This window comes from Noviherbaspirillum denitrificans (assembly GCF_002211445.1).
GTDB lineage: Bacteria > Pseudomonadota > Gammaproteobacteria > Burkholderiales > Burkholderiaceae_D > Noviherbaspirillum > Noviherbaspirillum denitrificans.
In genome coordinates this window covers 1-23,981 of sequence record NZ_LSTO01000005.1, presented here as the reverse complement: position 1 = coordinate 23,981, position 23,981 = coordinate 1, and the positions used below count along the sequence as shown (strand labels likewise).

Here is a 23,981-nt window from a genome sequence, read left to right as displayed (position 1 = left end):
CCTGCACGAAAGGCAGCGTCGTCCGTGTTGAAGATATGAAGCAGCTCTACTTTCTAGAATGCGTAGCTCAAGCCGACCAATGCATGAAGCGTCCTGAGCCGGGTATCTGCCTGCCCATCTGTGATGTTGACGTCTGCCCTGGCCCGATTGAATTTTGCTTCGGCAAAGGCATACACCTGCGGCGTGATTTTGTACTGCGCTCCCGCCAACACCTGGAGCCCGTTGCCGGAAGACTGATAGCTGGTTTCGTGAAAGACACCGCCGACCGTGCTCTCCGAATGCATCCAATAGTAGACCAGTCCGATACCTGCGTACGGTTGAAGCTTGCCCGTTGCGATCGCCAGGTTCTGCCATCGATAGATGCCGTTGATGCTCAACATGTTGACCCCGTGGGAAATCTCGAACTGCTGTACATAGTTTGCCAGCGGAGCCGTGGTATTCACTGTCGAACCATTCCACAGGCCCTGGACGAGCACCGTCCTGTCGGTCTTTGCATAAACTTTGTAGTGGGTGTAGTCGACAGCCACCGCCCATGCGGGTGAAGTCGTGAAGAAGTGGGTGTAGCGCAGCCCGTAGTACGGCGCGGGGTGCAGCGGACGCGCACTCCAATCGACATCTCGAAATGTCACATCGCGACTGATTCCCCCTTGAACAATATGCAAATCGCTCTGCCGCGTGAACGATGATCCGGTGTACGCCGAGACAAGACTCTCTGCCTTTGCCAGACCGCCCGAAGCCAACAGCTGGACAGCAATGACGAGAGCAAGATACCGTGGCGTCACTTTAGTAGGGACTGGCACGTTGGTTCAACCTGGAATAGAAAACATGGGCATCAGCAACCAGAATGGGATCCAATCACCGAGCTAAGGCAATTGCCCCCCCTCACCGCTCAATACAAATACTATTCAGACGGTGAGACCAAGCCTTGATCTACCTCTTTGGCTTTGGGAATATCTACGGCGCGATGCCCAAAGTTAACGTGCCTCCCGGATTGGCACTACTTGCCAGTCAACATCAAAAGTCTCGTCGCCCGCATGCAAAAACAGCACGCGACAACCGATCGCCGTTCAGGGCGTCCAACCGGGCGAACTTAAATTCGATTGCTTATTCGTGAGATTTTCCCGCATAGATGCGGCGATACTCTTTCTTTCTGTTCTCAGCCTGCAATCGGTTGTATTCCTTCCTGGCGTGGTACATCAGCCAAGCCACGAAGATGAACGGGCCGATAAGAAATGCAAGACATGCACCCCACACGATGCCGGCCTTTAGTGCAAGCAACTCGTTGCCGGGAGCGCTGAAGGCACTCGCCCCGCCAGTAAGGAACGCATCGCCCAGTACGACTGCAAGCGCACCTTGGGGTGCGTTATACACGATCAGTCCCAGTAACAGTCCGATAATCAGCATCGGCACCGTGATGAACATTGCGGCAAATGCCATCCGCCGCTTCGATGGCACCAAGGTCGAATAATCTATTTGATCTTCAGGTTTCATGACAGGCTAAGAACGTGCGGGAAAATTGTCCTCTGTGGTGCCTTAGCTTAAGTAAGACGCGAATCGTTGTCTATCGAAGGAAGATTCAACGATTGGTGCCGGGACATTGATAATTTGGCACTTACGCTATGTAGATAGAAGCGGTACGGGTCTTCCGGCTTCATTTGAGGCTGCTATGAGCCCCCAGGCGGCTGAATGAGAAGTGGCAACGATACGCAGCACGCGGCCAGAACCGGCCGGCCAATGCAATATCTCGTCAGACAAAAGCCGACATTAGCCCCTCACGGTTGTCTTGATCAGGGCCGTTATATAGCCTTATTCATACGTGCGCGGCAAGCTGATCAAGGTCGCAAGCGCGCCGATCTACGGACGCAAGGGCAGACGGCGGGCGTCGACACCAGAAGGCCGCGCGGCCAGCACATTCAGCGCCGTCCCATCGAAAAATTCCGCGCAAACGATTATGATACGGCCTGCACGACATACCCTGTCGTTGCAAAACGGCCCGTGCCGCCTGCAATCCTGTCCACAAGACAAGAGGACCACCATGCTAACCCCCCAAGATCAGACCCGCCTGGATGCCCTGTACGCATCGATGAAGGAGGCCACCGAGGGCGCCCTCGGCTATCCCGTCGCGCGCGACTTCGACTACGCGCCGCTGTATCGATTCCTCCAGTTCCCCGCCAATAACATCGGCGACCCCTTCCAGGCCAGCACCTATCGCGTCGGCAGCCGTGAAATGGAACGCGAGGTCATCGACTTCTTCGCCGCCATGTTCAAGGCACCCGCGAACGATTACTGGGGCTATGTGACCAATGGCGGCACCGAGGGCAACCTGTACGGGCTCTACCTCGCGCGCGAGCTGTACCCCAACGGCATCGTGTACTTCTCCGAGGAGACGCATTACAGCGTGGCCAAGAACGTGCATTTCCTCGGCCTGCGCCACATCATGATCCGGGCGCAGAAGAACGGCGAGATCGACTACGAGGACCTGAAGGAAAGCATCCGCCTGCACCGCGACGTGCCGGCCATCATCTTCGCCAACATCGGTACCACGATGAAAGAGGGCCGCGACGACATCCGGCGCATCCAGGAGATCCTGCGCGAACTGGTGATGCGCGATCATTACATCCACAGCGATGCCGCGTTCTGCGGCCCGTTCGCGCAGTTCCTCGAGCCCAAGCCCGCCTTCGACTTCGCCGACGGAGCCGATTCCATCGCGCTCAGCGGCCACAAGTTCATCGGTGCCCCCATGCCATGCGGCGTCGTGATCGCCAGAAAACGCAACGTCGAGCGTATCGGCCGCAGCATCGGCTACATCGGCAGCATGGACACCACCATCACCGGCTCGCGCAATGCTTTCACGCCGCTGATCCTGTGGTACGCGGTCAAGTCCATGGGAGAGGAAGGCCTGCGCAAGCGCCTCGCACGCTGCCAGGAACTGGCAGGCTATGCAGTCGCGGCCATGAACGCGCGGGGCATCGCCGCATGGCGCAACGAGAACGCGCTGACCGTGGTGTTTCCGCGAGTGAGCGACACCGTCAAGAACAAATGGCAGCTTGCGACCCAGGACGTGAGCCACCTGATTGTCGCGCCGGGCACGAGCAAGGCGCTCATCGACGCGCTGATCGCAGACATCGTGGAGGAACAGGCATGAAATCAATCAAGCTGATCACCGAAGACAAGCCCGGCGCGATGGCTGACATCGTCGATCTGCTGGCCGGACAGAACATCAACATCCAGAAGATCGAAGGCGAGGTGGTGGACCGCTTCGCCGTCTTCGAGCTGGTCGTTGACCGGCTCGACGATGCGATGCACCTGTTTCATCAGCACGGCATGCGGGCAGTATCCGACGACCTGATCACCATCCGCATTCCCGACCAGCCCGGCGCGCTGGCACGCGTGACCCGGGAACTGAAGGATGCAAAGCTGTCGCTCAGGGGCATCAGCACCTTGCAAAGGCAGGACGGCTATTGTTTTGTGGCCTTGAGTACGGATGACGATGCGGTGGCAAGGGAATTGCTGAAGGATGTGCTGCTGTAGTTTTCCCGACGGCGTTTTGATCCTGGGATTTCAGCCGTGCCTGGTCACTGGGAGTTTACAAATCGGCTTCGTCGATGCGCCAGCGGCTGAACAAGGAAACGTCGATTCCAGGTGGGACATACCATGACCGACGCTCGGCATCCCAGCGCGCACCAAGTTTCTTGGCTCCATCCTTCTCGGCGAAGGGGACCGAGATCGGAGTAGAGCCTGGCGGCATGCCAGAAGGCGATCGCGCGCTCTTTTTCGGGACACTACGCGTGGCTAAGGATGCCGCCGGCGGGCTATTCGAAGCCTCGATCAGCAGTCCAGCCGCTTCCCCAATCGGGACCGTCCGCTCCTGACGGCTGCCGTCGGCGCGGGTCTCCATGACCCGCACACCTTGCGCAGTCCTCTCAACCGAAAAATAAGGGGGATCGAATGGCGGGGCGTCAGTCATGGCAGCTCAGGTGGTAAGTGGATCGGCATTAAGCGAGGTTATTCCAATAACTGCGCCAGATGCAACACGCGCATGTCGCCTCGCTCGGTGGAAGTGTCTCCGGCAAAGGCACAACGGCTTGGTGTGTGCCCATGAAGCCACGCTTTCGCCGCCAAGCGCACATCAATTGCGGTGCATGCCAATACGCCTGCACGAAATTGATTGCGCATCTGATCAGTGATGCCCATGCGCTTGCGTGACCAGGAGCGCATGGCGTGCCTGTATGGAGGAAGTGGTTTGTCCAGGTTCTGTATGACGCAGATAATCGCCTCTTCGATACTTTCCTGCGTCAACTCCGCGCTGAGCACCGACGCGATCGCGGCGTCAAAATCGGCATAGGTGCCGAGCAGGCGCGGATCGCGCGTGGATATCATCCGAAACACGCCAGTCATGGCATCGTATGCCGCGCCTGCGCCATAAGCGCCGCCTTCTTCGCGTATGGCCCGGTGCAAAACTTCATTGGTGAGCCACTCCGCCAGCACAGCACAGGCGGGTGCGTCAGGATGCCCGAGTTTAGGCGCGGGCCATGCTGCATAACAGTGGTTGACCTGGGCCGCTGCGTGCAAGACGGTATTGGCAGGAGGATCCAGGGGAAGGGTTTCCGGCTCTGCCAGGGGCCGCGTCGGCCGGCTGACGGCGGGTGCCAGCAATGTCGATAAGGCCGATGGCGCTTCTGCCGTGACAATGATGTAGGCGGGGCTGGCGGTAATTTTCGCATGCATTGCCGCCAGTTTTTCGGCGATTTCCCGTATGCCGCTCTCATCCTGTATTTGCCGCCGCAGCAAGCCATAAAAGGGGAGGCCTGCCACGCCTTCCATCACATTTTTGAAGTGTTCATGTATCGACAGCGGCGCTGTTGCGCATAACGAGGCATAGGTTTCTCCTTTGACCGCGAGGTCGTCATGCACATCCTGTACGTGACTATCGATCAGGAATGCCATGCGTTCGACTTCGTCGAAGCGGGGAGCCGCAATCGATTGCAGGAGCACGGTCGCGATATTCTGCAGCTCGTCGTGCAGTCCCTTTGCGGAGAATTCCACGAAGATCTGCAATGGCGCGCCCGCAGCGATCGGCTGGCTGGCGGCGACATCAATGCTGAAGTCCGGCACCATCTCCTGACGCCATGCGCTGCTTTCTTCATATCCCCTTTCGGCCATACCGAGTTGCGGCACCAGCCCCGCATAGAGATTCAACCAGGGCCATTCTTCTGCGCTGAAATCAGAAATGTCATACAGGATGGTCGCATAGGCTATGCCATTGGTCTCGACCTCAAGCACGACGACTTGTTCATTTGGGTCCGGCACCGGCAGGCTTGGGGGTGCCATGGGCGATATTGCAGACGGCAAAATGCGCGGGAGCACATCCTTGTTGACGACTTTTCTTTGTTGCTCCAGCAGGTCGGCCGACTCCTGCACGATACGCGTACGCTCCGCCTCTGTCAGGCTTGCAGCGATCGCCGCCAACCGGCGCTCTTCAAGCGCCGCACGTCGGGAAGCAAATGCTGCATCGGCATAGACGGTCGATTCGAGACGGGCTGGAGAGTCGATCAAGGTTTTGACCATGTCCTTGAAAAACTGCGGATCCTCGACCTCCGCATCCAGTGTCCGCAGGTACGGCTCGACGTCGAACGCATCGACAATATCGCCGCCCAACATGGCTGCCGGTAACGCCGACAGCAGAAGGTGCAGTCCATACGGAACATCGTCGCCATTAATCTCCCGCTGATCAAAACGGATATTGCGCAGTGCGGCCTTCAGCATGGCGCTCGGAACGCCGGTGATCGCCGCTTGCTCCAGCGCGGACCAGATGTGTGCTCGCGCTTTGGCAAGTGCGCTTTTTTTCAATCCCTCCATGCCCACGTGCAGGACCATTTGTCGTGCGCCGGATTCCAGATGATTAAACGAGGACGGATAACCGAAGCCGGCCGACTCCATGGCGCGCATCAGGGGTGACGAACTGTCGCCCAGCAGCCCGGCTTCGAGCAGACTGGCGCGGAAAAAGGACGACGGATCGACCGCCTGGCCCAGCAACCAGGAAAACTGGTACCCGTATTCGTTTTCCTTCCCTTCCTGGGCGGGCGTGACAATGCGGGCGGTGCGTGGCGCACTCCATGGTGTTGCGAGAGCCGGCAGCATTCTAGGGGCGCGGCCCGAGAAGTGCGACAGCACCTGGTCCTCAATCATGTCTTGTACTGCTGCTACGTCGACACGCCCGGAGGTCATGAATAGCGCTTGTGACGGATGATAATGCGTCGCGTGAAAGGCTTTCAGATCAGCATACGTCAGTTCGGGGATTTCCAGCGGATCCCCTCCCGATTCCACCGCATACGTGGTGCCCTGGAAGAGATGCTGGCTGATGCCGTGATCGAGTGCGCGGAGAGGATCTGTAAAGGCATCTTTCATTTCGTTAAACACGACGCCCTGCAACGACAACTTATTTTGTGCCCACACCAGGCGCCAGCCTTCTTGCTGAAAATCGCAATAATCCAGCGTCGGGAAGAACGTGGCATCCAGATACACGCCAAGCAAGTTATAGAAATCCGTCTTGTCCTGGCTTGCGAAGGGATACACGGTGCGATCAGGATAGGTGAAGGCATTCATGAAGGTGGCCATTGAGCGCCTGGCCATCATGAAAAACGGGTCTCTGACCGGGTAGCGTGCTGACCCGCACAGCGTCATGTGTTCGAGAATATGGGCGCGACCGTCGCTTGACTGTGGAATTGTGGGGAAGGCAACGAGAAACGCCATCTCGGGATCATCGGTTCGCACATGGATATGGCGGGCACCCGACTTGGGATCCTCATACTCTTCAATCACTGCATGGAGTTCTGGAACAGGATGGGAACGGTTTTGATGAAATGGCATTGCGGGCTTGTTATTACTCAACTTTAAGATAGTCACGGGTTATGCGGAAATATTTCCTGAAATCCCGGATACAGTATGCCCCCACGCTATTGCCGGTGCATGAAGGGGGGATGTGACTATCACGTTCAATGATGGCTACGAGCCGCACGGCGTGCTCAAGGCAATCGATGAACAGGGCCGTGAGATAGCAAGCAAGCGGGTGGAACAAATTTCAAGCTTGAGCGCGCCAGCACGAGCATTGGGCTGACAAGGGCTTTAGCCGATAAGGCAGCGATGCTGTCTGCTCTATGGCGTAAGGCAATGATAATCCTGCACTATTAGGGCGACTTTTTTCAGCTTTCAAAAAGCCGCACCAATCGACAAAGCGTTATTTTATACTGCGCAAACCATTCCCTCCGAACTGGTGCGCACGCACCCATCTCGCCAATGACCTACGAAGAATACCTGGATGAAGTAACGACGCTCATGACGGAAATGTTCAACATGAGCGATGAAGATGCGATCAAACATGTGATGCGCGCGCAAGCTGCGGATTTTTTCACGTTGCACGATGATCTTCCGGAGATGCGCACACTGGAACGTGCAAAGAAGGACGCAAAAACCATTTTCGAGCAAAAAAACAAGTCGCGTCCCCATACGCCACCCAAGCGGACGGGCCCGCGCAAGAAATAAGCGGCAACAGGGAATGCCGGCGCGGCTTGTCCGATTTGCTTTGTGGCGGGAAAGATCGAAAACCTTCCCCGCGCGCGCCGTCATGCAACGATTGCAGGACGAAGCTGGGAAAAATGCTTTCTAACGCGGCGTTATGCGTTCAATGAACGTCGATTATAAGGACGTACTTCAGGTATGAGTGGCAAGCAACCGAATAACCCATTGCACGGCGTCACCCTTGAGAGTGCCGTCGTCAGGCTTGTTGATCACTACGGCTGGGATGAGCTCGCCAATAGAATCAGTATCAATTGTTTCAAGAATGATCCGTCAGTGAAATCCAGCCTGAAATTTCTTCGAAAAACGCCTTGGGCTAGAGAACAAGTGGAGAACCTTTACCTCTCTACATTTGCATTACGCAGCGAACCGAAAATGCATAACCAGGCGTTAGGCAGCAATATTCCGCCATGCACCGAGCGCCGTTCATTTGCGTTTTGATTTTTGCCGCAGCGATCTACCGCGCTCGGGAAGGATCAGGGAGTCAGCATTCTTGATGACGCAACCTGTATCGACTCCGAGATGGGAATCGATACTGTTACAACCGTCCCTACGCTTTCCCCGGGTTCGATCGCAAACACGCCTTTCAGCGCACCTACGCGTTCCACCATCCCCAGGATGCCGAAGCTATTCGCCTTAATGGCGTTCCTTTGGAAACCCACGCCGTTATCCCTTATGCACATGACGTATGTCCCGTTTTCCTTGACCATTTCAACGTCCACACGCGACGCATTTGCATGGCGGGCGATGTTGCTTAGTGATTCCTGCAGAATGCGGAACAGGAGCAGCACCTGGCCGTCGTCAAGATCGTTATCCGATACTCCTGGGCGGACCTCCAGCTGGCACTTCACTGGGGTAATTCTTTCGAACGCTTTCAATTGCCACTCGACTGCAGCATGTAGTCCGAGTTCGAGCTGGAAAGGCCGGAGGTCGTTGATAATGGATTTGACTGAATGAAGCGAAGCATCGACATTCTCAAGCATCGTTTTCGCTTCTCCATGGATACGCGGCTCATGCTCTTTAGCCCACTCGTGCAGGCGCGTAATGTCCATGCGCAGTGCCAGCAGATTCTGGCCAAGGGCGTCGTGCACCTCTAGCGCAATGCTCTTGCGTTCCTCTTCCTTGGCACGCTCGCGGTGAATGAGCAGTTGGCTCAAGCGACGGCGCGATTCCTGTAGCGCAGCCTTCAATCGCAAGAGATTGCGTACTCGCAGGCCGAGTTCGATCCGGTCGAACGGTTTCGTCAGAAAATCCTCGACGCCGACATCAAGCGCAGCCAGGCGAGCACCATGATCCAGATCAGCAGTGATCATGATGATCGGGATTTCGGCAGTTTCACTGGCCCCCTTTAAAGACCGCGCGACTTCATAGCCGTCCATTCCCGGCATATTGATGTCTAGCAGAACCAGGTCGGGGGCATGGCGGGCAACGGTTTTCATTGCTTCCATGCCGTCTTCTGCGGTCTCCGTGATATAGCCCTCTGCGCGCAGCAGCGCTTCGAGCAACCTCCGGTTTTGTGGGTTGTCGTCGACAATCAGAATCTTAGGGCGAGATTCAGTAGTTGAATGCATAAGAACGGGCCTAGGTGCCGCGACTGATCCTACAGTAGAAAATGTCCAGATTGCAATAAGCCTTATGGCGGAGACGACAACTGCTGAAATGCCCTGTCGGGTGGCGGCAGAAAATGGAAATGCAGGCAGCAAGTGAGTGCTGGAAAATTGTTTTGTGCGAGAGGATGGTAGATAATTCCCTCCCATGAACGACATGACACAACTCCCCCCATTTCCTGACCGTCTCTCGGTCGATCCGCGCAGCCCTTACTACAATGCGGCTGTCCTCGAGCACGATGTCGGCATCAAGCTCGATGACAAGGAACGCACCAATGTCGAGGAATATTGCATCAGCGAAGGCTGGATCAAGGTTGCGGCCGGCAAGGCGCGTGACCGCAAGGGCAACCCGATGATGATCAAGGTAAAAGGCAAGGTCGAGCCTTTTTACCGATAACGCCTTTATGTCTTGCGCAACATAAAAGAATGGAAGATGCCGCCTGCGGCGTGGAAGCAGGCGGTCAATCAGTCCGCTCTGCAGGTGACCGCTTAATCGTTGAAAAACGACACGGCTATCTCCCCTTTCGAGGAAATCAACTGACTCATAAGCGACGGGGTGTGAGGTAACTACGCCAACGTACGCTACTGCCGTCCCGTCACGCGCTGCACCATCCTGTAGAGTACCGACATCTGCGCGCCGCTCTTGAGCGCATAGTTGGGGTCGGCCTGGTTTGAGTAGCCCCACCAGTCATAACAGCCATTCGGGTTGGTCGGTCCTGGTGCGGACGACGCGATGGTGTCGGGATAGACAACCACGAGGTTGTTGGTGTCGGCCCATTCATTGATGCCCGCCTGCGTCACCCAGCGATTGCCAATGAGTGCCGAGTACTGCTTGCAGCCATGCAGTGCGAGCACCATGCCGCATGTTTTTCCTTGCGCGCAGGCTTTCGGCACGAAGACAGTACCGGCGGAATTCAACGACACGTTGGGCGCTGCGCCGAATTCGGTCTGGTCGAAGGTCGACAGCGTGCCTTGCAGCTTTCCATTGTTGCGTGGATTCAGTCGTCCCAGGAAGAGCTTCAGCCAGGTTTGCACGGAATCGTAGGGGGCGCCATTGAGGAAGCATTTCACCATGAAGGGACTGCCGCCGGTGCCACAGTCAAGTTCACCATTCGGCGATTCCCAGCCGTGCGCGGCTGGAAAGCCATTATCGAACACCACCTTGGCTCCATAGTGAAGGTACTCCGCATTGAGGTCGGCCACCTGGCGTGGATTGACGGTGGCGTCCTTGGTGCCGGACCACAGATAAACCGGCTGGCCGCTGAGGTTCACCGATGTGTCGATCGTGCCTGAGGCAGACTGGGTGTCCAGATAAGCGATCGACTGGGCAAGCATGCTGTTGTAGGACGCTTCATTGGTCGGCAAGGTCTGGCCGCCACAGTTGGCAAGAGCAGCCGCGGCGCCGCCAGCGCCCGCGCACCAGTAGACGCCGCCCGCATAGATGGCGGCTCCCTTGAAGGTCGCGGAATGGGCCACGTGCATCTGCACCGCGGTAAAGCCGCCGGAGGAAATACCTGCGACAAAGACCTTCGCCGGGTCGATCTGATAACGTTGGAGTTTTTCGACGGATGGCGCGGCCGCTGTCGTCTGTGCACCGGCACCGGTGGCCGCGACAAATCCAATGACGAATATGGCAGGCCATGCCAATCGCAAGTTAAGCTTCTTCATGTGATCGTCTCCTCGTTGCTTCAGGAAAAGTAAGCTTGCTTTAGCGCCTGTTTTTTGATTTACCGCAGAGTTGTTTCCGCTAAAGCGAAAGCGGCATTATTTGGACTGATGCGAAGTCGAATGTTGTTGAGACTCCACTTTTTATCCTGCGTTCATCCATGAGTTTGGGCGGGAAGGTAATCGCCCGGTTGCCTGTCGGCTGGCAAGGCAGCAAGCGCGTTACTGCCGACGACTGGTAGTTGCTGCTGACGTTTACCGACTTCTTGCTGTGTTGACCATCTCGTTCTCCTCCGCATTGTGGTTGGCATTCAACTCTCCGCCTGGAAAAATCGAGCCCCAGTGTAAGAGCGCGGTCCGCCACGCTTCAATCAATCCGGAGAGGAATCCGTGACGGTTAAGTTAATGAAAAACGGGGCACTCCAATGCAGCCCGGAACCCGGAAAGCCATATTGCACCGCAGCCAGAACCAACGCCGCGTCGCATTGTCGAATTGCCATGTTCGACTCGACAAGGAGCTGTCATGGACTTGCTGTGGTTGTTGCTGATAGGTCTGATCGCCGGCTGGCTGGCGAGCATGATCGTCGGCGGACCTTTTGGTCTGATCGGCGATATCGTGGTGGGGATCATCGGATCCTACATCGGCGGCTGGCTGTTCGGCCGCATGGGGTGGAGTGCCGGGGGCGGGACGCTGGGCACGATCATCACGGCGACAGTGGGGGCGATTGTGCTGTTGCTGATCCTGCGCCTGTTCAACAGCGCGCGATGGCGCAGATGATGTGATTGCGGAACGGGCGGCGGCTGCGGTATTGACTGCCCGTTCCGCCCGCTGGGCTGTAACCCCTGTTTTGATCATGGAATTAAATCGGGCACCGCTGCACTGAAACCAACCATTACTATTCCGTAACCGGGCGTATACGCCCGACAATGATGCACTCTCGCAGACCACCTGCGACCTGTCGAAATGGCACGGTTCCTGCATTTCCGTTAAGGAATAATTTGCGAGGACATCATGCCCCCCTTCGATGCGGTGCCCGCCAAAGCCCTGAATGCACATGCAATTTCCCGCCACGTATCAGGAGCGGCATTCGGTAACCTGATCAACCTGTCCGGCCGCCGCCGCTTCACATCGCAACGGCTCGCGCTGTATGCGGTGCTGGCGGAACAAAATCCGGGTGCCGGCCACATGACCATCGCACGTGATGCGCTGAAGCTGCTGACCGACGCGCATCGTGCGCTGGTGCAGGGCAACCGCGATACGCCGGGCATTTTCTGCGACGAACTGCACAATGCCTACTTCGGCCCGCTGCAGGCCGATGCCGCCATCAGCGCATTCATTTCGCTCGGCCATGATGCACTGGCCGCCGTCGAACGGCGCGCGCCTGCCGCCGACGGCCTTGTTACCGATTTGATCGATAGCGCGGCACGCCTGTTGCCGCTGCTGAACGAAGTCACCCAACTCTATGAGGCACTGGCGCGCCGCCACGCGGAGCAGGCGCAGCAGAAGCGGGCAGCCGTGATGCACCGGATCGAGACGATCGCCAAGCAGGCGCGCATGGTGGCCTTCAATGCGAAGGTCGTCGCGGTGCGCGCTGGTTCGGATGGTCGTGAATTTTCCGTGGTGGCGAGCGCCCTCACCGACATTACCGGTGAAATCGACGAGCTGGTGAGGCAGGCACTGGGAGGTATCGATGACTGACAGTGCGATCACAACACGTTCCGCAAGCAGCGCCGACTTGCAGATGCCCGGTGCCGCGCTCAGCGGCGGGCCGGGTTGCCTGGTCAGCGCGGAGATGGCGCGGCTGGCGGCATTCGCGCGCTGGTCATTCGAGATCCGGTCGCAAGTCTTCGCGCTCAACCACGTCGCGCGTGAATTCATGCAGCTGGGCGACGATGCCGGGCCTGGCCTCGATGCGTTTTGCACGCATGTGGTCCCGGACGATGTTCCGGAGCTGCTGTCGGCGCTGCACGACGCGACGCGCAGCGGGCAGCTCGACCGCAGCTTCCGCCTGGTGACGCGCGAGGCCGGCGTGCGCTGGTACCGCATGGTGTCGTCCGGCGCGGACAGCACCGGCACGACGCTGGTCGGCGCCCTGCTCGACATCACTGACGTCAAGCATGGCCAGCTGCGGGAACAGATCCTGTTCGAATCCACGCAGTACCTGATCGGATTCAGTTCGCTGGAAAGCGCGGTGCGCTCAGTGATCAGGGTGGTGTGCGAAAACCTGGGCTGGGAATGGGGCGCATACTGGTCCTTCGGCAGCGACCGCTCGCGCAGCGATGCACTGTCCTGCACCTATTACTGGCATGTGGATTCAGAGCAGCTGGAAGGCTTTTCCCGCGACAGCCTGCAGCTGCAGATGCGTCCGGGCGAAGGCCTGGTCGGCAAGACCTGGAAGCAAGGCGGCGCCGCCTGGATCGACGATATTGCCGATGATGCCGGCTTCCTGCGCCGTCATGCGGCGCGCTCCTGCGGCTTGCATGGCGGATTCGCGTTCGCGGTCGCGTTTGTCGATGAAAACGGCGTGCGCCACAGCCCGGGCGTGCTGGAGTTCTACAGCAGCATGACCGGCAAGCGCGAGTGCCAGTTGCCGCACCTGTCGGCGGCCATCGGCGCCTTCATCGCGCAATCCGCGCACCGCCATCTGCAGAACCGCCAGATCCGCGAATTCGTGGAGGTGGATGACCTGTCCGGCGTGATCCGGCGCCCGCATTTCATGAAGCTGATGGAAGCTGCCTGCGGCGAGGCGCGCGCACACGGCTCCGAGCTGTCCCTGCTGTACGTACGCCTGCACCGGGTGCGCAAGATCGGCGAAGTGTTCGGCCCGCAAGCGAGCGAAAGGCTGCTGGGAGAATTCGGCAAGCGCCTGCGCATGGCCCTGCCCGGCCAACTGGTGGTCGGGCGCGTGCTGGCCGGCGATTTCACCGTCCTGGTGCCGGCCAATGCCGCCCTGCCCCCGCTGCCGGAGCTGGCCAGCACCATCTATGACCTGGCGTCGAGCCCGATCGATGTCGGCGACCACGTGCTGACCACCTCTGCCAGCGTGAGCTCCGCGCAGTTCCCGCGCGATGCGCTCGGCGCGGATGAATTGCTGAAGATTGCCAATGCGCGCGTGGGTGGCGGCGGCGCGATGCCTTCGGGACTGCCGCTGATAGAGCAGATGGCCATCGAAACCGGGCTGCGCGCCGCGCTCGAACAGGACCAGCTCACGCTCGAATACCAGCCGATCTTCGACGCCGACCACGGCGTCGCCGCGATCGAGGCGCTGGTGCGCTGGCGCCGGCCGTCGGGCGAGATCGTGAGCCCGGATGTATTCATCCCGGTAGCCGAATCGTCGGGCCTGATCGCCCAGCTCGATCGCTGGGTGATGGCGCATGCGATACGCGATGTCGGCAGCCTGCGGGGCACGCCGCTGGCGTCGGTGCAGGTCAACATCAATATCACGGCCGACGAGCTGCTCGATCCTGGCCTGTCCGGTCGCCTGACCAGCCTCGCGTTGGAGCATCAGGTGGATTGCGAGCGCATCTGCCTGGAACTGACAGAACGCTCGATGATGACCGATCCGCAGCGGGTGCAGGCGGTGATGACCCGGCTGCGCGCACTCGGCTTCAAGATCAGCATCGACGATTTCGGCACCGGCTACTCGTCGCTGTCGCGCATCATGTCGCTGCCGGTGACATCCATCAAGATGGATCGCATGTTCGTCCGCGGCCTGCCGGACGACACCAAGAGCGGTGCCATCGTGCGCACCATCCTTGGACTGGGCAAGCACAGCCAGCTGCCGGTGGTGGCCGAAGGCGTCGAGAACGAGCGGCAGGCGCTTTACCTGCTGCAGTTCGGCTGCTCGCACTTCCAGGGCTACCTGTTCGGCCGGCCTGCGCCGCTGGACCAATTGCTTGACAAATTGTCCATGCCGTCCGGCTGAACAATTCGCAGGCCGGCACTAGCATTGAGAAATATCAAGTCTAAAATAGTTCCATTGGGCAATATTTTGTGAAACACGCTCCCGTTCTCATGGATATGGGATGCGGTAACCACGGGCGCGAACGTATGCTTAGGCTACGGTCGATCCCTCAATGTGAGTAACAATGTGCCGCACACCCCTGATTCAGCTCCACTGATCCTGATCGTGGACGATGAAGCGCGCAACCGCCGCCTGCTTGATGTCCTGGTAAAGACCGAGGGCTATCAAACGATCTGCGCAAGCAACGGCCAGGAAGCCCTCGACCTGGCCGCGTCCCGGAGCCCGGACCTGATCCTGCTGGACATCATGATGCCCGGCATGGACGGCTTCGAGGTCGCCACGGCGCTCAAGAAAAATCCGGCCACCGCAACGATTCCGCTCATCATCGTTTCCGCGCTCAGCGACGTCGCCGCGCATGGACGCCTGCTGGCGTCGGGCGCGGACGAATTCATCAACAAGCCGGTAGACCGCTGGGAACTCGCGCTGCGCATCAACCGCCAACTGCATCGCGGCAGCCCCCCTCCCGATGGCGGCAATCATGCGTAAGCCGCGCAGTACGCTGAAAAAGACCAACAGCGTGCTCGCGATGCTGAGCCGCATCAACCGCACCATCGTGCGTGCCGAGTCGCCGGACGAGCTGTACCGCGCGGCCTGTGACATTGCGGTGCATTGCGGCCTGTTTGACGCGGCATGGGTAGGCCTGGTCAAGCCTGCGACCGGAAGGCTGCGCGCGCTGGCCAGTGCTGGCGGCATTGCGTCGCTGGAAGAGCAGCTGGCCGCGGCGGGTGGCCTGGCGGATGCGGTGCGCTCGAGCGGCACGCTCGCCATCCACGAAGACCTGGCCGCCCTGCCCGCGGCGATGCGCTGCGACGTACTGGAACAGCGCGGCCTGCACGCCGCAGCGGGACTGCCGCTGCGAGAAGGCACCCATGTGGTGGCGGTGCTGGTGGTCTATGCGACGTCGGCCAGCTGCTTCGACCAGTCGGTAGTGGACCTGCTGGCTGAAGTGGCCGACGACATTTCCTTTTCCCTCGATCACCAGCTCAACGAACAACGCCGCCTGGCCGCCGAATCGCGCCTGCACTACATGGCGTCCTACGATGCCCAGACCGGCATGCCCAACCGCGCGCTGCTCGAAGAGCGCCTGCCGCAGCTGGCCGCGCGCGCCGCGCGCAACGGCAACCGGCTGACCGTGCTGAACGTGCGCCTGCTGCGGCTCGACAAGATCGCCGCGCTGCTCGGACCGGCAGGGATGGATGAAGTCATGCGCATTACCGCGTTGCGGCTGGAAGACTGTCGCACGCCGGACGGCATGCTGGCGCAGCTCGGCCATGAAGAATTTGCCTTTGCCGCTGCGGACCTCGGCGACGACGCCGATATCGATGCCTTTGCGCGTGCCGTGAAACAGGCGGCCGAACAGCCGCTGCAGGTGCATGGCAAGGAAATCTTCCTGCGCGTGTCGATGGGCTGCGTGGTACATGGCCTGCACGAGGAAGAAATCGGTTACCTGTTGCGGCGCGTGCGCGCCGCCTCACGCCTGAGCGACGACGACAGCGGGTTCCGCGTCTACAGTCCCGAACTGGACCGCGACCTCGAACGGCATGTGGAGATGGAGGCTGAACTGTACCGGGCGCTGGAGCGCGACGAGTTCGAGCTGTACTACCAGCCGCAGGTCAATGCGCGCACCGGCGTGCTGGCGGGCGTCGAGGCATTGCTGCGCTGGCGGCATCCGCAGCGCGGGCTGATCTCGCCCGGCGAATTCATCCCGCTGCTGGAAGAGTGCGGACTGATGCCGCGCGTCGGTACCTGGGTCCTGAGAACCGCCTGCCTGCAAGCCAGCGAATGGCAGCGGCAAGGCTTGCCGCCGCTGCGCGTTGCGGTCAACCTCTCGGCGCAGCAATTCCGCATGTCCAACCTGGTCGAATGTGTGCAGCAGGCGCTGGACGATGCGGGGCTGGCGGCTGAACACCTGGAACTGGAACTGACTGAAAGCCTGATCCTCGAAAATGCGGAGCAGACCATCCAGGCGATGCACCAGCTAAAGAAGCTGGGCGTGAGCCTGTCGCTGGATGATTTCGGCACCGGGTATTCCTCGCTCAGCTACCTGCGCCGCTATCCGGTGGACCGCATCAAGATCGACCAGTCCTTCGTGCGCGACATGACGGAGCACCGCAGCAGCGCGGCGCTGGTGCGCAGCATCCTGGCGATGGCGCACAACCTCGGTCTCGGGACGATCGCCGAAGGCGTCGAAAACGATACCCAGCTCGGCTACCTGCGCAAGCTCGATTGCCAGGAAATCCAGGGCTTCCTGTTCAGCCGGCCGCTGCCGGTGGAAGAAATCACGCAACTGCTGCGCGACGTGCGGCGCTGGGCATCGCCCGACCCGCTGGAAGCGGCGTCATCGACCGTGCTCGTGGTCGATGCCAAACCTGCCGTGCTGCAACTGTTGCAATCGGTGGCGCGCCGCGCCGGATGGAAGCTGCTGACCGCGCCGCATGGCAGCGGAGGACTCGAACTGCTCGCAGCGGATAATATCGGTGTCGTCATCGCCGGCATCGCGGGCGCCGACTTCCTGCGGCGCGTGCGGGAAATGTACCCGGACACGGTGCGGCTCCTGATCACCGCCGACCCGGAAGCCGCCACCGTGATCGATGCGGTCAACCGCGGCGAACTGTACCGGGTGCTCGACAAGCCGGCCGATGGCAATGTGCTGCACGACCACATCAGCGATGCGTTCCGCCGCTATGAAGCAAATGCGGCGACGCTGCGGCTGCAGGCGCAGCTGCAGGAAACGAACGGCATGCGCGTCAACTGACGCTGACGAACGGCAGAAACGACAATGCCCGCTTGCGCGGGCATTGTCGTCTAAAGCTTTGGTGCCCAGAAGAGGACTCGAACCTCCACATCCTAAGACACAACGACCTCAACGTTGCGCGTCTACCAATTCCGCCATCTGGGCAGCGGGAACGCGATTATAGCGAAATGTGGGGGAAGAACGCTAGCGGAGATTTCAGGTCTTGCGCATTGCCAAGCCGACGCGGGTGCGCGCCGGCGCCTTGGCTTCCACCGCGCGTTCGCTTTCGGCCTTGGCCTGCAGCGCAAGATCGACCAGGTCGCTGTCGGTCGGCTTGTCCCAGCCTTCCGGCCACACCGCATTGCCGAGGAACTTGAAGAAGGCCGGCCTGACGATCGGGCTGGCCAGCCCCTTGGTCTGGAATGCCTTGCGCACCGCGCCAGTCGCGGCCAGCGCCTCGCGGTCGAAGCGCGCGATCCATTCGTCCTGATCTTCGACCGGCATTTCCTGGAACATTTCGCTCAGTTGCTGGCGCTTCTGCGCCATGAAGCGTTCGATCAGTTTCAGGCGTTCGGCCTTCTTGTCGTACACCACCGGCGGCGGCGCGGCCTGCTCTTCCTTCGGCAAGCCGAACTGGCCGGACTGCAGGATGGAACGCAGGTATTTCTCCGGTGTGCGCACCGGCTCCATGTCGGCGCGCCGCTGGCGTTCGTCGAGCACGCCCAGCGCTTCGTCCATCGCCGGCGCGCCGTATTTGAGCAGCAGCTTTTCTGCCTTGTCCTGCGCGATGCCGAGACGGATCGCGGCGCCGATGGTTTTCAGGTCGACCGGCTCGATCTCCCGCTCCGGCGCTTCTTCCTTCTGCGCCTTGCGCCGCACCTTGAACTGCAAGTCCTGTACCGAACGGCCGGCCTTGTGCTCGATCAGCTCGACCTCGAGGTCGGTGACTTCATTGACCTTCTTGAGCGCCTTCTTCACCACGTCGCGGTTGAAGATCTTGTATTCCTGGTAGGCGCTGGTCGGGCTGTCGGGCGCGCCGGTCAATACCGGCCGCCACCAGGACCATGGCTGGCGCGCGGTCAGGCCGCTCGGGTTGTCCGCATAGCGGCAGCAGATTTCATACAGCACGAGTGACGCCATCGTGTTGAGCATGGCCAGCACCTGCAGCGACATCTTCGCGAAGCGCTGCGGATCCAGCAACTCGTGCTTGATGTTGGGCGCATAGCTCCATTCCAGCACCAGCTCGTTGCCCTTCTGGATCAGGTCGGCATGTGCGATCAGCGCCGAGATGCTCCAGCGCGCGCCCTCCCCTGTCGTCGGCGACTGCCATTCGACGCCGGTGGTCGCCATCTGCCGGAAATACTGCTTGATGATCTCGGTGTTGTTGGAATTGAAGTCGATACCGACCGTGATCTCGGCCAGCCGCGCGCGGTAGCGGTCCTTGTCGGCGCCCTGGCGCTGCGCGAACTGCAGCATCACGTTATAGATCTTGCGCGCCGTGACCGTGATCTTTTCCGACTTCGGCACGATGGCGAGCGTATTCACCGGCTTGCGTAGCAGGTGGTCGTGGTCGACGAGAGTGAGTTTCCGCTCGCCCTCCGACGCGCGCTTCGTGGCGTTCGGCTGTTCGGACATGGTTGGCCAGGTGAGTTAAGGCAACAGTCTATAGTGAGTCGACGTCAAGTGCAAACTCACCTTGACGCGACGTTGTTCCCAGTTCTTCTCACCTCACCAAAGCATCCCAAAAATTCTCACTTTGGACAGCGACTGCCCCTGCTGGCTGCACCTGTCGCAGCGTTCCCATATCCCCTCACCGCGCACCCCAAATGTTCTCACCGAATTTCCTATAAGCACTCACCCAAGCCCCCAAAAGCTCTCACCCTTGGTCCCAAAGCTTCTCACCATAACATCTGCAACCCTTTGTATTCAAAGGGAAAAAGGCCTGTTAAAGATGTTATAGATCTTGAAGTTCAGTTTTACTTTTTATAGCCCTGCCGGTGGACCGGTGGCGGATTTCAACTTCAAAGCATCGGAAATTTTACGGAAAACGCAGGTTTTAGCGGAAAGCGGCGAATTTTTAAATAGGGAGAAATTGCTTTATGTCGTAGAATGTGAATCGGAAAGAAAACCTCATTCGTAACGGCAAAAAATCAAAACATGAACGACTTCCAGAAGATTCACATCAGTGACATCGTTGAGCAGGCAGAGCGCGCGGCGCAAATGGTGAACCAGATCCGCTCCCGCATGCTCGCACCGAGTGCCGTCAAGGCGCCGCCGGTGTTTTCCCTGACGCAGCTCGCCACGTTGTGCGGCATCGACAAGGGCCAGGTGTCTTACCGCATTGGCAAAGGGGATCTGCCTGCGGGACAACTCAATGACAAAGGCTCGCGCCGTGAATTCACGCTTGAAGAAGCGCGGACCTGGGTACGTCATTACCGTGCGGCATCACTGCGGCCGGAGGGCGCGCGGGCGATCACGATCGCGATCGGTAATTTCAAGGGTGGTGTCAGCAAGACCACGACGGCGATGGTGCTGGCACAAGGCTTGAGCCTGCGTGGCCACCGGGTGCTGGTGGTGGATGCTGACCCGCAAGGTTCGCTCACGACCCTGTTTGGCATTATGCCTGATACCGAGGTCGCCGAAGATCAAACCATCGCGCCGCTGGTGTACGGAGAAACGACGACGATTCGTCCGGCGATCCAGCAAACCTACTGGAATGGCGTCGACCTGGTCGCCGCTGCATCCAGCTTGTTCTCCGCGGAATTCGTGCTGCCTTCCCGCCAGATGAAGGATCCGGAATTCCAGTTCTGGGATGTGCTCAACCTTGGACTGGAAGATGTGCGCGACGACTACGATGTGATCATCATCGACACGCCCCCTTCCCTCTCCTACGTCACCATCAATGCCTTCATGGCGGCTGACGCGCTGATGGTGCCGTTGCCGCCGAACGCGCTGGACTTTGCCAGTTCGGCGCAGTTCTGGAGCTTGTTCAGCGACCTCGCATCCAACCTGGTAGAAAGCGCCGGTATTGCGAAAACCTTTGATTTCATCCATGTGCTGCTGGCGCGCGTTGATTCGGCGGATGTCGCCAGCGACGTCGTGCGTTCGTGGATTTCCGCAACGTATGCGGAAAAGGTGCTGCCGGTCGAGATTCCGAAGACGGCAGTGACCTCGTCCAGCTCCGCCGAGTTCGGCACGGTGTATGACATCAGCAAGTACGATGGTAGCCTGAAGACTTACAGCCGCGCGCGTGACGCGTACGATCGGGTCAACGACCTGGTGGAAGTGTCGATCCGCAACGCCTGGGCGGCCCAACTGAGCGAAGGAGTTTGAGATGTCAATCAAGGATCGTCTCGCCAAGAAAACCGCTGACTTGCTGGTGCCGCCGGCGAAGGCGCCGTCCGCGACTGCTCCCGCAGGTCCGCTCAAGACCGGACCTGGCCAGATGCTGATGGTGAACGCGCTGATGAAGGAAAACAACGAGCGCCTCGCCGAACTGGAAGAACGCCTGAAACAGTATGACGGCGCGACTGTGGCACGGCTCCTCGATCCAGCCAAGGTGGTGCGCTCGAAATGGGCAAACCGGCTGGAAGAGGGGTTCGGCACGCCGGAATTCGAAGCGCTGAAGGAAGAGATCAAGTCAGCCGGCGGCAATGTGCAGCCGATCAAGGTGCGACCGCGGGCAGGGGAGGCGGGCACGTATGAAATCGTGTTCGGCCATCGCCGCCACCGCGCGTGCCTCGAACTCGGTCTGCCGGTACTGGCGCTGGTCGAGGAATTGAGCGAGCAAGACTTGTTCAAGGAAATGGACCGTGAAAACCGGGCGCGGTTGGACCTGTCGCCGTGGGAGCAAGGATTGATGTATCGCCGGGCACTGGGCGAAGGCTTGTTTGCGTCACTGGGCGAACTCGCCGCCGAACTCGGGGTGGACAAAGGAAATATCAGCAAGGCGCTGAAGCTGGCGGACCTGCCGAAGGAAGTGGTGGCTGCTTTTCCTTCTGCGCGCGAACTGCAGTATCGCTGGGCGAAGTTATTGAGCGATGCGATCCAGAATGATCCAGAAGGCGTTATCGAGCGGGCGCGTGAATTGGCGTCTATGCCGGAAGGCAAGCCGACCAGCAAGGAAGTGCTGGAAATTCTCCTCGGGATCGGCGCTGCGCCGGGCAAGATTGAACAGCTGACTGTGGGGGGCAAGGCAATGGCGGAGATCCACGCAGATGGCGGACGAGTGAAAGTGAAGTTTGCGCGTGGCGCATTGAGTGAAGGGAAGCTGGAGAAACTGCGGCTCCTTCTTGCCGAGCTATTGCAAAGTTGATCGGCTGACTTGCTAGTGAAAAGGGCGTTGTACGGTACAACGCCCTTTTTTTTCGTCCAACGATTTATGCCTGTATTGCTGGCGTTGTACAGTACAACAGACAAGGATGCGCCGGAAATGCTCCGCGGGACCGCTTCTTCGGACCGGCCTATTACAAGCTTGAATAGCTGACGGGCGGGTGAAAAGGGTATTGTACGGTACAACACCTCTTTATCCATAAGGTATGGCCTAGTGTGGTGTTGTACCGTACAACGGTGGGCGGTGATTCTGGCTGTGCCTGGTTTCCCTTTGCACGTACCTTGCGGATGGCATGAGAAGATGTCTTGAACGGAACGACGCCTTCCCGCAGGGCGATTCACACTGCTGATTAATGTTTGGCTGAGTACAACACCGCGTCAAGTAGGCGCCGCCTGCATGAATCTGCTGCGCCGTCGGATGAACTGCGTTGAGATGGACTGGAGAAGCGATAGTCGCAATTGCGTCACTTCACACAACGGGGAAGGGGCGTACGGCACAAGACCTTTCCACGCATCCTTTGCTGCGCGCCTTTGAGTGCGACCATCAGAATTGATTATGTGGTTGAGGCAAAAGTTAAGGCACACGCGGGGCATGATCATTGGCTAATGAGTTTAGGTGTTGTACCGTACAACACCCGCTCTGACCTAGACCGACCAGTCCGAAGACGTGCTTTGTCTCCGCACGGTAGCCAGGCTGGACTTTCCGGAATCAGCAAAGGTCCTCCCAAACCTTCTCACCCTTGTGCGCGGGTGCGCCCTCGTCCAACGCAGATGCCCGTTACTTGGACATCCTTTAGGCTGTCCCAAAAGTTCTCACCATCCTTCCGGTGTGAATTTTGCGCCGGCCGATCAAGCTATCCACTAGAGGCGGGCAGCGTGAAAGGGAAGCCATGGGAGGGAATCCCCAGGACGACAGGCCATGGCACAAGTACTGGAGGCCGTGCTCTACCGGCAATCCTGTTGTTGTACGGTACAACACTAAAGAGAATAGAGTGGGTCGGTGCATGAAGTGAGGCATCGCCCACTTGCAACGGCCACTCGATCACCCAAATCTTCTCACCTAACCTCGCCGTCCCACCCGCCGAGCCGACGGTCCTTGTCCGACGTGAATCCGGTGAAGGAGTTAAAGGCCAACGAGCGGGCACGATAGCGGGCTACCAACGCCACCTAGCGACCACCACTTCCATTGCGCTACCTCGCTTGAGCATCGATCCCGCCCCACGAGCATTAATGCACAATTCGGGTACCTTTCTTCCTCTACCAGTCTTGTGAGCTACACCAAAGAAACTGGAGCGGTGAAAGTAAACCAAGTGTTGAGCCTAAGTTATTGAACTGAAACAATTAACATTGATTTTCGGTTATCATCAGACATCCAAAAAACATAAACCCCAGTTTATCTTTTTTATGTCGCACGCCGCCGAAGTCAGCCGTCTGACCCCGGAACAATTCAAGGCCCTGGCCCGCTACAAAGGCTGGAAATTCACCATGCTTGCCGCCCGCTGGGGGGTGACGCCGGAATGGATCAGCGAGATCAGCCGCAACCCCGAGCGCGACTTGCGGTACGACGATGCGCTGATTGGCTTGCCCAACCTGAACCGTCTCGGTCGTGATCTAAAGGCACGCGGCCGCCAGATCGACGCCGCACTCGCGAAACTCGGCGCGAAACCAGACCGTCCTGTTCCCGCACGACCGGCACCCGGTTACCGCTATGCGGGGTACCTGTACCCCGGCGCGATCCTCACCGCCAGCGCCGATGTCGGCAGCATGGCGGAAGAGGGGATGCGCGGGGTGGTCTTCCAGGTCATCGACGACGGGGCAGGGCAGACCTACGGCGTAATCTTCGAAAGCGGGATGTGGGACTGGTTCAAGCCGGAACACGTGGACCAGTACCTCGCAACCGCCGGCCTGACTTCCGCCGGCGCCGAACATTATGCATACCGCGACGAGACCCAGCTGCAGGATGATTTCGATGCCGGCGTGTTCGATTTCTGGCCGGCGGTATGAGCACGGATGCCAGCATCAACGCCCAATTCGGGATTGCCG

The 23,981-nt window shown here is 59.3% G+C and carries 20 protein-coding genes and 1 tRNA gene; 13 read left to right on the top strand and 8 right to left on the bottom strand.

The genetic code is table 11. The features are described 5' to 3' along the window. Positions 1-53: 53 nt before the first annotated feature. On the bottom strand, positions 54-800 hold the full coding sequence (locus AYR66_RS25650) for an opacity family porin (RefSeq protein WP_088710418.1): 747 nt from the start codon (positions 798-800) through the stop codon (positions 54-56). 304 nt (positions 801-1,104) lie between these two features. Then, positions 1,105-1,491 (bottom strand): hypothetical protein, encoded by a 387-nt coding sequence (locus AYR66_RS25645; RefSeq protein ID WP_088710417.1) that lies wholly within the window; start codon positions 1,489-1,491, stop codon positions 1,105-1,107. 544 nt (positions 1,492-2,035) lie between these two features. On the opposite strand from AYR66_RS25645, the gene AYR66_RS25640 reads away from it, so the two are divergent. Next, on the top strand, positions 2,036-3,145 hold the full coding sequence (locus AYR66_RS25640; RefSeq protein ID WP_088710416.1) for a histidine decarboxylase: 1,110 nt from the start codon (positions 2,036-2,038) through the stop codon (positions 3,143-3,145). Then, positions 3,142-3,531 carry an ACT domain-containing protein gene (locus tag AYR66_RS25635; protein ID WP_088710415.1) on the top strand — a complete coding sequence of 130 codons (390 nt, stop codon included), beginning with the start codon at positions 3,142-3,144 and terminating at the stop codon, positions 3,529-3,531. The genes AYR66_RS25640 and AYR66_RS25635 overlap by 4 nt, the downstream gene beginning before the upstream one ends. Before the next feature lie 55 nt (positions 3,532-3,586). On the opposite strand, the gene AYR66_RS25630 is transcribed toward AYR66_RS25635, so the two are convergent. Both AYR66_RS25630 and AYR66_RS25625 read right to left on the bottom strand, forming a co-directional pair. Beyond that, on the bottom strand, positions 3,587-3,967 hold the full coding sequence (locus AYR66_RS25630; protein ID WP_088710414.1) for a DUF5710 domain-containing protein: 381 nt from the start codon (positions 3,965-3,967) through the stop codon (positions 3,587-3,589). Between the two features lie 38 nt (positions 3,968-4,005). After that, positions 4,006-6,870, bottom strand: coding sequence for an insulinase family protein (locus AYR66_RS25625; protein WP_088710413.1), 2,865 nt, complete (start codon positions 6,868-6,870; stop codon positions 4,006-4,008). 426 nt (positions 6,871-7,296) lie between these two features. Between AYR66_RS25625 and AYR66_RS25620 the strand changes: the two genes are divergently transcribed. Both AYR66_RS25620 and AYR66_RS25615 read left to right on the top strand, forming a co-directional pair. After that, a complete protein-coding gene (locus AYR66_RS25620) occupies positions 7,297-7,542 on the top strand; it encodes a hypothetical protein (protein ID WP_088710412.1) in 246 nt (81 codons plus the stop codon). Positions 7,543-7,716: 174 nt separating this feature from the next. Continuing rightward, complete coding sequence (locus AYR66_RS25615; protein WP_088710411.1) at positions 7,717-8,016, top strand: VF530 family protein; 300 nt, start codon at positions 7,717-7,719, stop codon at positions 8,014-8,016. A gap of 35 nt (positions 8,017-8,051) precedes the next feature. On the opposite strand, the gene AYR66_RS25610 is transcribed toward AYR66_RS25615, so the two are convergent. Next, a complete protein-coding gene (locus AYR66_RS25610; RefSeq protein WP_088710410.1) occupies positions 8,052-9,341 on the bottom strand; it encodes an ATP-binding response regulator in 1,290 nt (429 codons plus the stop codon). Here AYR66_RS25610 and AYR66_RS25605 point away from each other — a divergent pair. Then, positions 9,331-9,579, top strand: a complete 249-nt coding sequence (locus AYR66_RS25605) for a DUF3297 family protein (RefSeq protein WP_088710409.1) — start codon at positions 9,331-9,333, stop codon at positions 9,577-9,579. The two genes, AYR66_RS25610 and AYR66_RS25605, sit on opposite strands and share 11 nt — an antisense overlap. A 185-nt stretch (positions 9,580-9,764) precedes the next feature. On the opposite strand, the gene AYR66_RS25600 is transcribed toward AYR66_RS25605, so the two are convergent. Further along, complete coding sequence (locus AYR66_RS25600) at positions 9,765-10,850, bottom strand: extracellular catalytic domain type 2 short-chain-length polyhydroxyalkanoate depolymerase (protein ID WP_088710408.1); 1,086 nt, start codon at positions 10,848-10,850, stop codon at positions 9,765-9,767. A 520-nt stretch (positions 10,851-11,370) separates the two neighbouring features. On the opposite strand from AYR66_RS25600, the gene AYR66_RS25595 reads away from it, so the two are divergent. From AYR66_RS25595 to AYR66_RS25575, 5 genes are all read left to right on the top strand, one after another. After that, entirely contained in the window at positions 11,371-11,625 is a 255-nt protein-coding gene (locus tag AYR66_RS25595) for a GlsB/YeaQ/YmgE family stress response membrane protein (protein ID WP_088710407.1), read from the top strand. Positions 11,626-11,859: 234 nt separating this feature from the next. Beyond that, a complete protein-coding gene (locus AYR66_RS25590) occupies positions 11,860-12,546 on the top strand; it encodes a methyl-accepting chemotaxis protein (protein ID WP_088710406.1) in 687 nt (228 codons plus the stop codon). Further along, the gene (locus AYR66_RS25585; RefSeq protein ID WP_088710405.1) at positions 12,539-14,773 is read left to right on the top strand and encodes a GGDEF domain-containing phosphodiesterase; all 2,235 of its coding nucleotides are present in this window, start codon (positions 12,539-12,541) and stop codon (positions 14,771-14,773) included. Before AYR66_RS25590 ends, AYR66_RS25585 begins: the two co-directional genes overlap by 8 nt. A gap of 165 nt (positions 14,774-14,938) precedes the next feature. Next, positions 14,939-15,358 carry a response regulator gene (locus AYR66_RS25580; RefSeq protein WP_170942370.1) on the top strand — a complete coding sequence of 140 codons (420 nt, stop codon included), beginning with the start codon at positions 14,939-14,941 and terminating at the stop codon, positions 15,356-15,358. Next, on the top strand, positions 15,351-17,627 hold the full coding sequence (locus tag AYR66_RS25575) for an EAL domain-containing protein (RefSeq protein WP_170942369.1): 2,277 nt from the start codon (positions 15,351-15,353) through the stop codon (positions 17,625-17,627). Before AYR66_RS25580 ends, AYR66_RS25575 begins: the two co-directional genes overlap by 8 nt. 59 nt (positions 17,628-17,686) lie before the next feature. Here the strand turns inward: AYR66_RS25575 and AYR66_RS25570 are convergent. Both AYR66_RS25570 and AYR66_RS25565 read right to left on the bottom strand, forming a co-directional pair. Further along, positions 17,687-17,771 (bottom strand) — tRNA-Leu (locus tag AYR66_RS25570). A 51-nt stretch (positions 17,772-17,822) separates the two neighbouring features. After that, positions 17,823-19,241, bottom strand: coding sequence for a replication initiation protein (locus AYR66_RS25565; RefSeq protein WP_088710403.1), 1,419 nt, complete (start codon positions 19,239-19,241; stop codon positions 17,823-17,825). Positions 19,242-19,763: 522 nt separating this feature from the next. Between AYR66_RS25565 and AYR66_RS25560 the strand changes: the two genes are divergently transcribed. The 3 genes from AYR66_RS25560 (at position 19,764) to AYR66_RS29760 (ending at position 23,942) form a co-directional block, all read left to right on the top strand. Continuing rightward, positions 19,764-20,939, top strand: a complete 1,176-nt coding sequence (locus AYR66_RS25560) for an AAA family ATPase (RefSeq protein ID WP_088710402.1) — start codon at positions 19,764-19,766, stop codon at positions 20,937-20,939. Position 20,940: 1 nt separating this feature from the next. Then, positions 20,941-21,921 (top strand): ParB/RepB/Spo0J family partition protein, encoded by a 981-nt coding sequence (locus AYR66_RS25555; RefSeq protein WP_088710401.1) that lies wholly within the window; start codon positions 20,941-20,943, stop codon positions 21,919-21,921. 1,421 nt (positions 21,922-23,342) lie between these two features. Beyond that, the gene (locus AYR66_RS29760) at positions 23,343-23,942 is read left to right on the top strand and encodes a hypothetical protein (protein WP_206047335.1); all 600 of its coding nucleotides are present in this window, start codon (positions 23,343-23,345) and stop codon (positions 23,940-23,942) included. Positions 23,943-23,981: the final 39 nt, after the last annotated feature.

Bases quoted from the DNA above. Each gene is read 5' to 3' on its own strand.
- AYR66_RS25645 (WP_088710417.1), bottom strand. From the start codon at position 1,491: ATGAAACCTGAAGATCAAATAGATTATTCGACCTTGGTGCCATCGAAG.
- AYR66_RS25640 (WP_088710416.1), top strand. From the start codon at position 2,036: ATGCTAACCCCCCAAGATCAGACCCGCCTGGATGCCCTGTACGCATCG.
- AYR66_RS25635 (WP_088710415.1), top strand. From the start codon at position 3,142: ATGAAATCAATCAAGCTGATCACCGAAGACAAGCCCGGCGCGATGGCT.
- AYR66_RS25630 (WP_088710414.1), bottom strand. From the start codon at position 3,967: ATGACTGACGCCCCGCCATTCGATCCCCCTTATTTTTCGGTTGAGAGG.
- AYR66_RS25625 (WP_088710413.1), bottom strand. From the start codon at position 6,870: ATGCCATTTCATCAAAACCGTTCCCATCCTGTTCCAGAACTCCATGCA.
- AYR66_RS25620 (WP_088710412.1), top strand. From the start codon at position 7,297: ATGACCTACGAAGAATACCTGGATGAAGTAACGACGCTCATGACGGAA.
- AYR66_RS25615 (WP_088710411.1), top strand. From the start codon at position 7,717: ATGAGTGGCAAGCAACCGAATAACCCATTGCACGGCGTCACCCTTGAG.
- AYR66_RS25605 (WP_088710409.1), top strand. From the start codon at position 9,331: ATGAACGACATGACACAACTCCCCCCATTTCCTGACCGTCTCTCGGTC.
- AYR66_RS25610 (WP_088710410.1), bottom strand. From the start codon at position 9,341: ATGTCGTTCATGGGAGGGAATTATCTACCATCCTCTCGCACAAAACAA.
- AYR66_RS25600 (WP_088710408.1), bottom strand. From the start codon at position 10,850: ATGAAGAAGCTTAACTTGCGATTGGCATGGCCTGCCATATTCGTCATT.
- AYR66_RS25595 (WP_088710407.1), top strand. From the start codon at position 11,371: ATGGACTTGCTGTGGTTGTTGCTGATAGGTCTGATCGCCGGCTGGCTG.
- AYR66_RS25590 (WP_088710406.1), top strand. From the start codon at position 11,860: ATGCCCCCCTTCGATGCGGTGCCCGCCAAAGCCCTGAATGCACATGCA.
- AYR66_RS25585 (WP_088710405.1), top strand. From the start codon at position 12,539: ATGACTGACAGTGCGATCACAACACGTTCCGCAAGCAGCGCCGACTTG.
- AYR66_RS25575 (WP_170942369.1), top strand. From the start codon at position 15,351: ATGCGTAAGCCGCGCAGTACGCTGAAAAAGACCAACAGCGTGCTCGCG.
- AYR66_RS25565 (WP_088710403.1), bottom strand. From the start codon at position 19,241: ATGTCCGAACAGCCGAACGCCACGAAGCGCGCGTCGGAGGGCGAGCGG.
- AYR66_RS25560 (WP_088710402.1), top strand. From the start codon at position 19,764: ATGAACGACTTCCAGAAGATTCACATCAGTGACATCGTTGAGCAGGCA.
- AYR66_RS25555 (WP_088710401.1), top strand. From the start codon at position 20,941: ATGTCAATCAAGGATCGTCTCGCCAAGAAAACCGCTGACTTGCTGGTG.
- AYR66_RS29760 (WP_206047335.1), top strand. From the start codon at position 23,343: ATGTCGCACGCCGCCGAAGTCAGCCGTCTGACCCCGGAACAATTCAAG.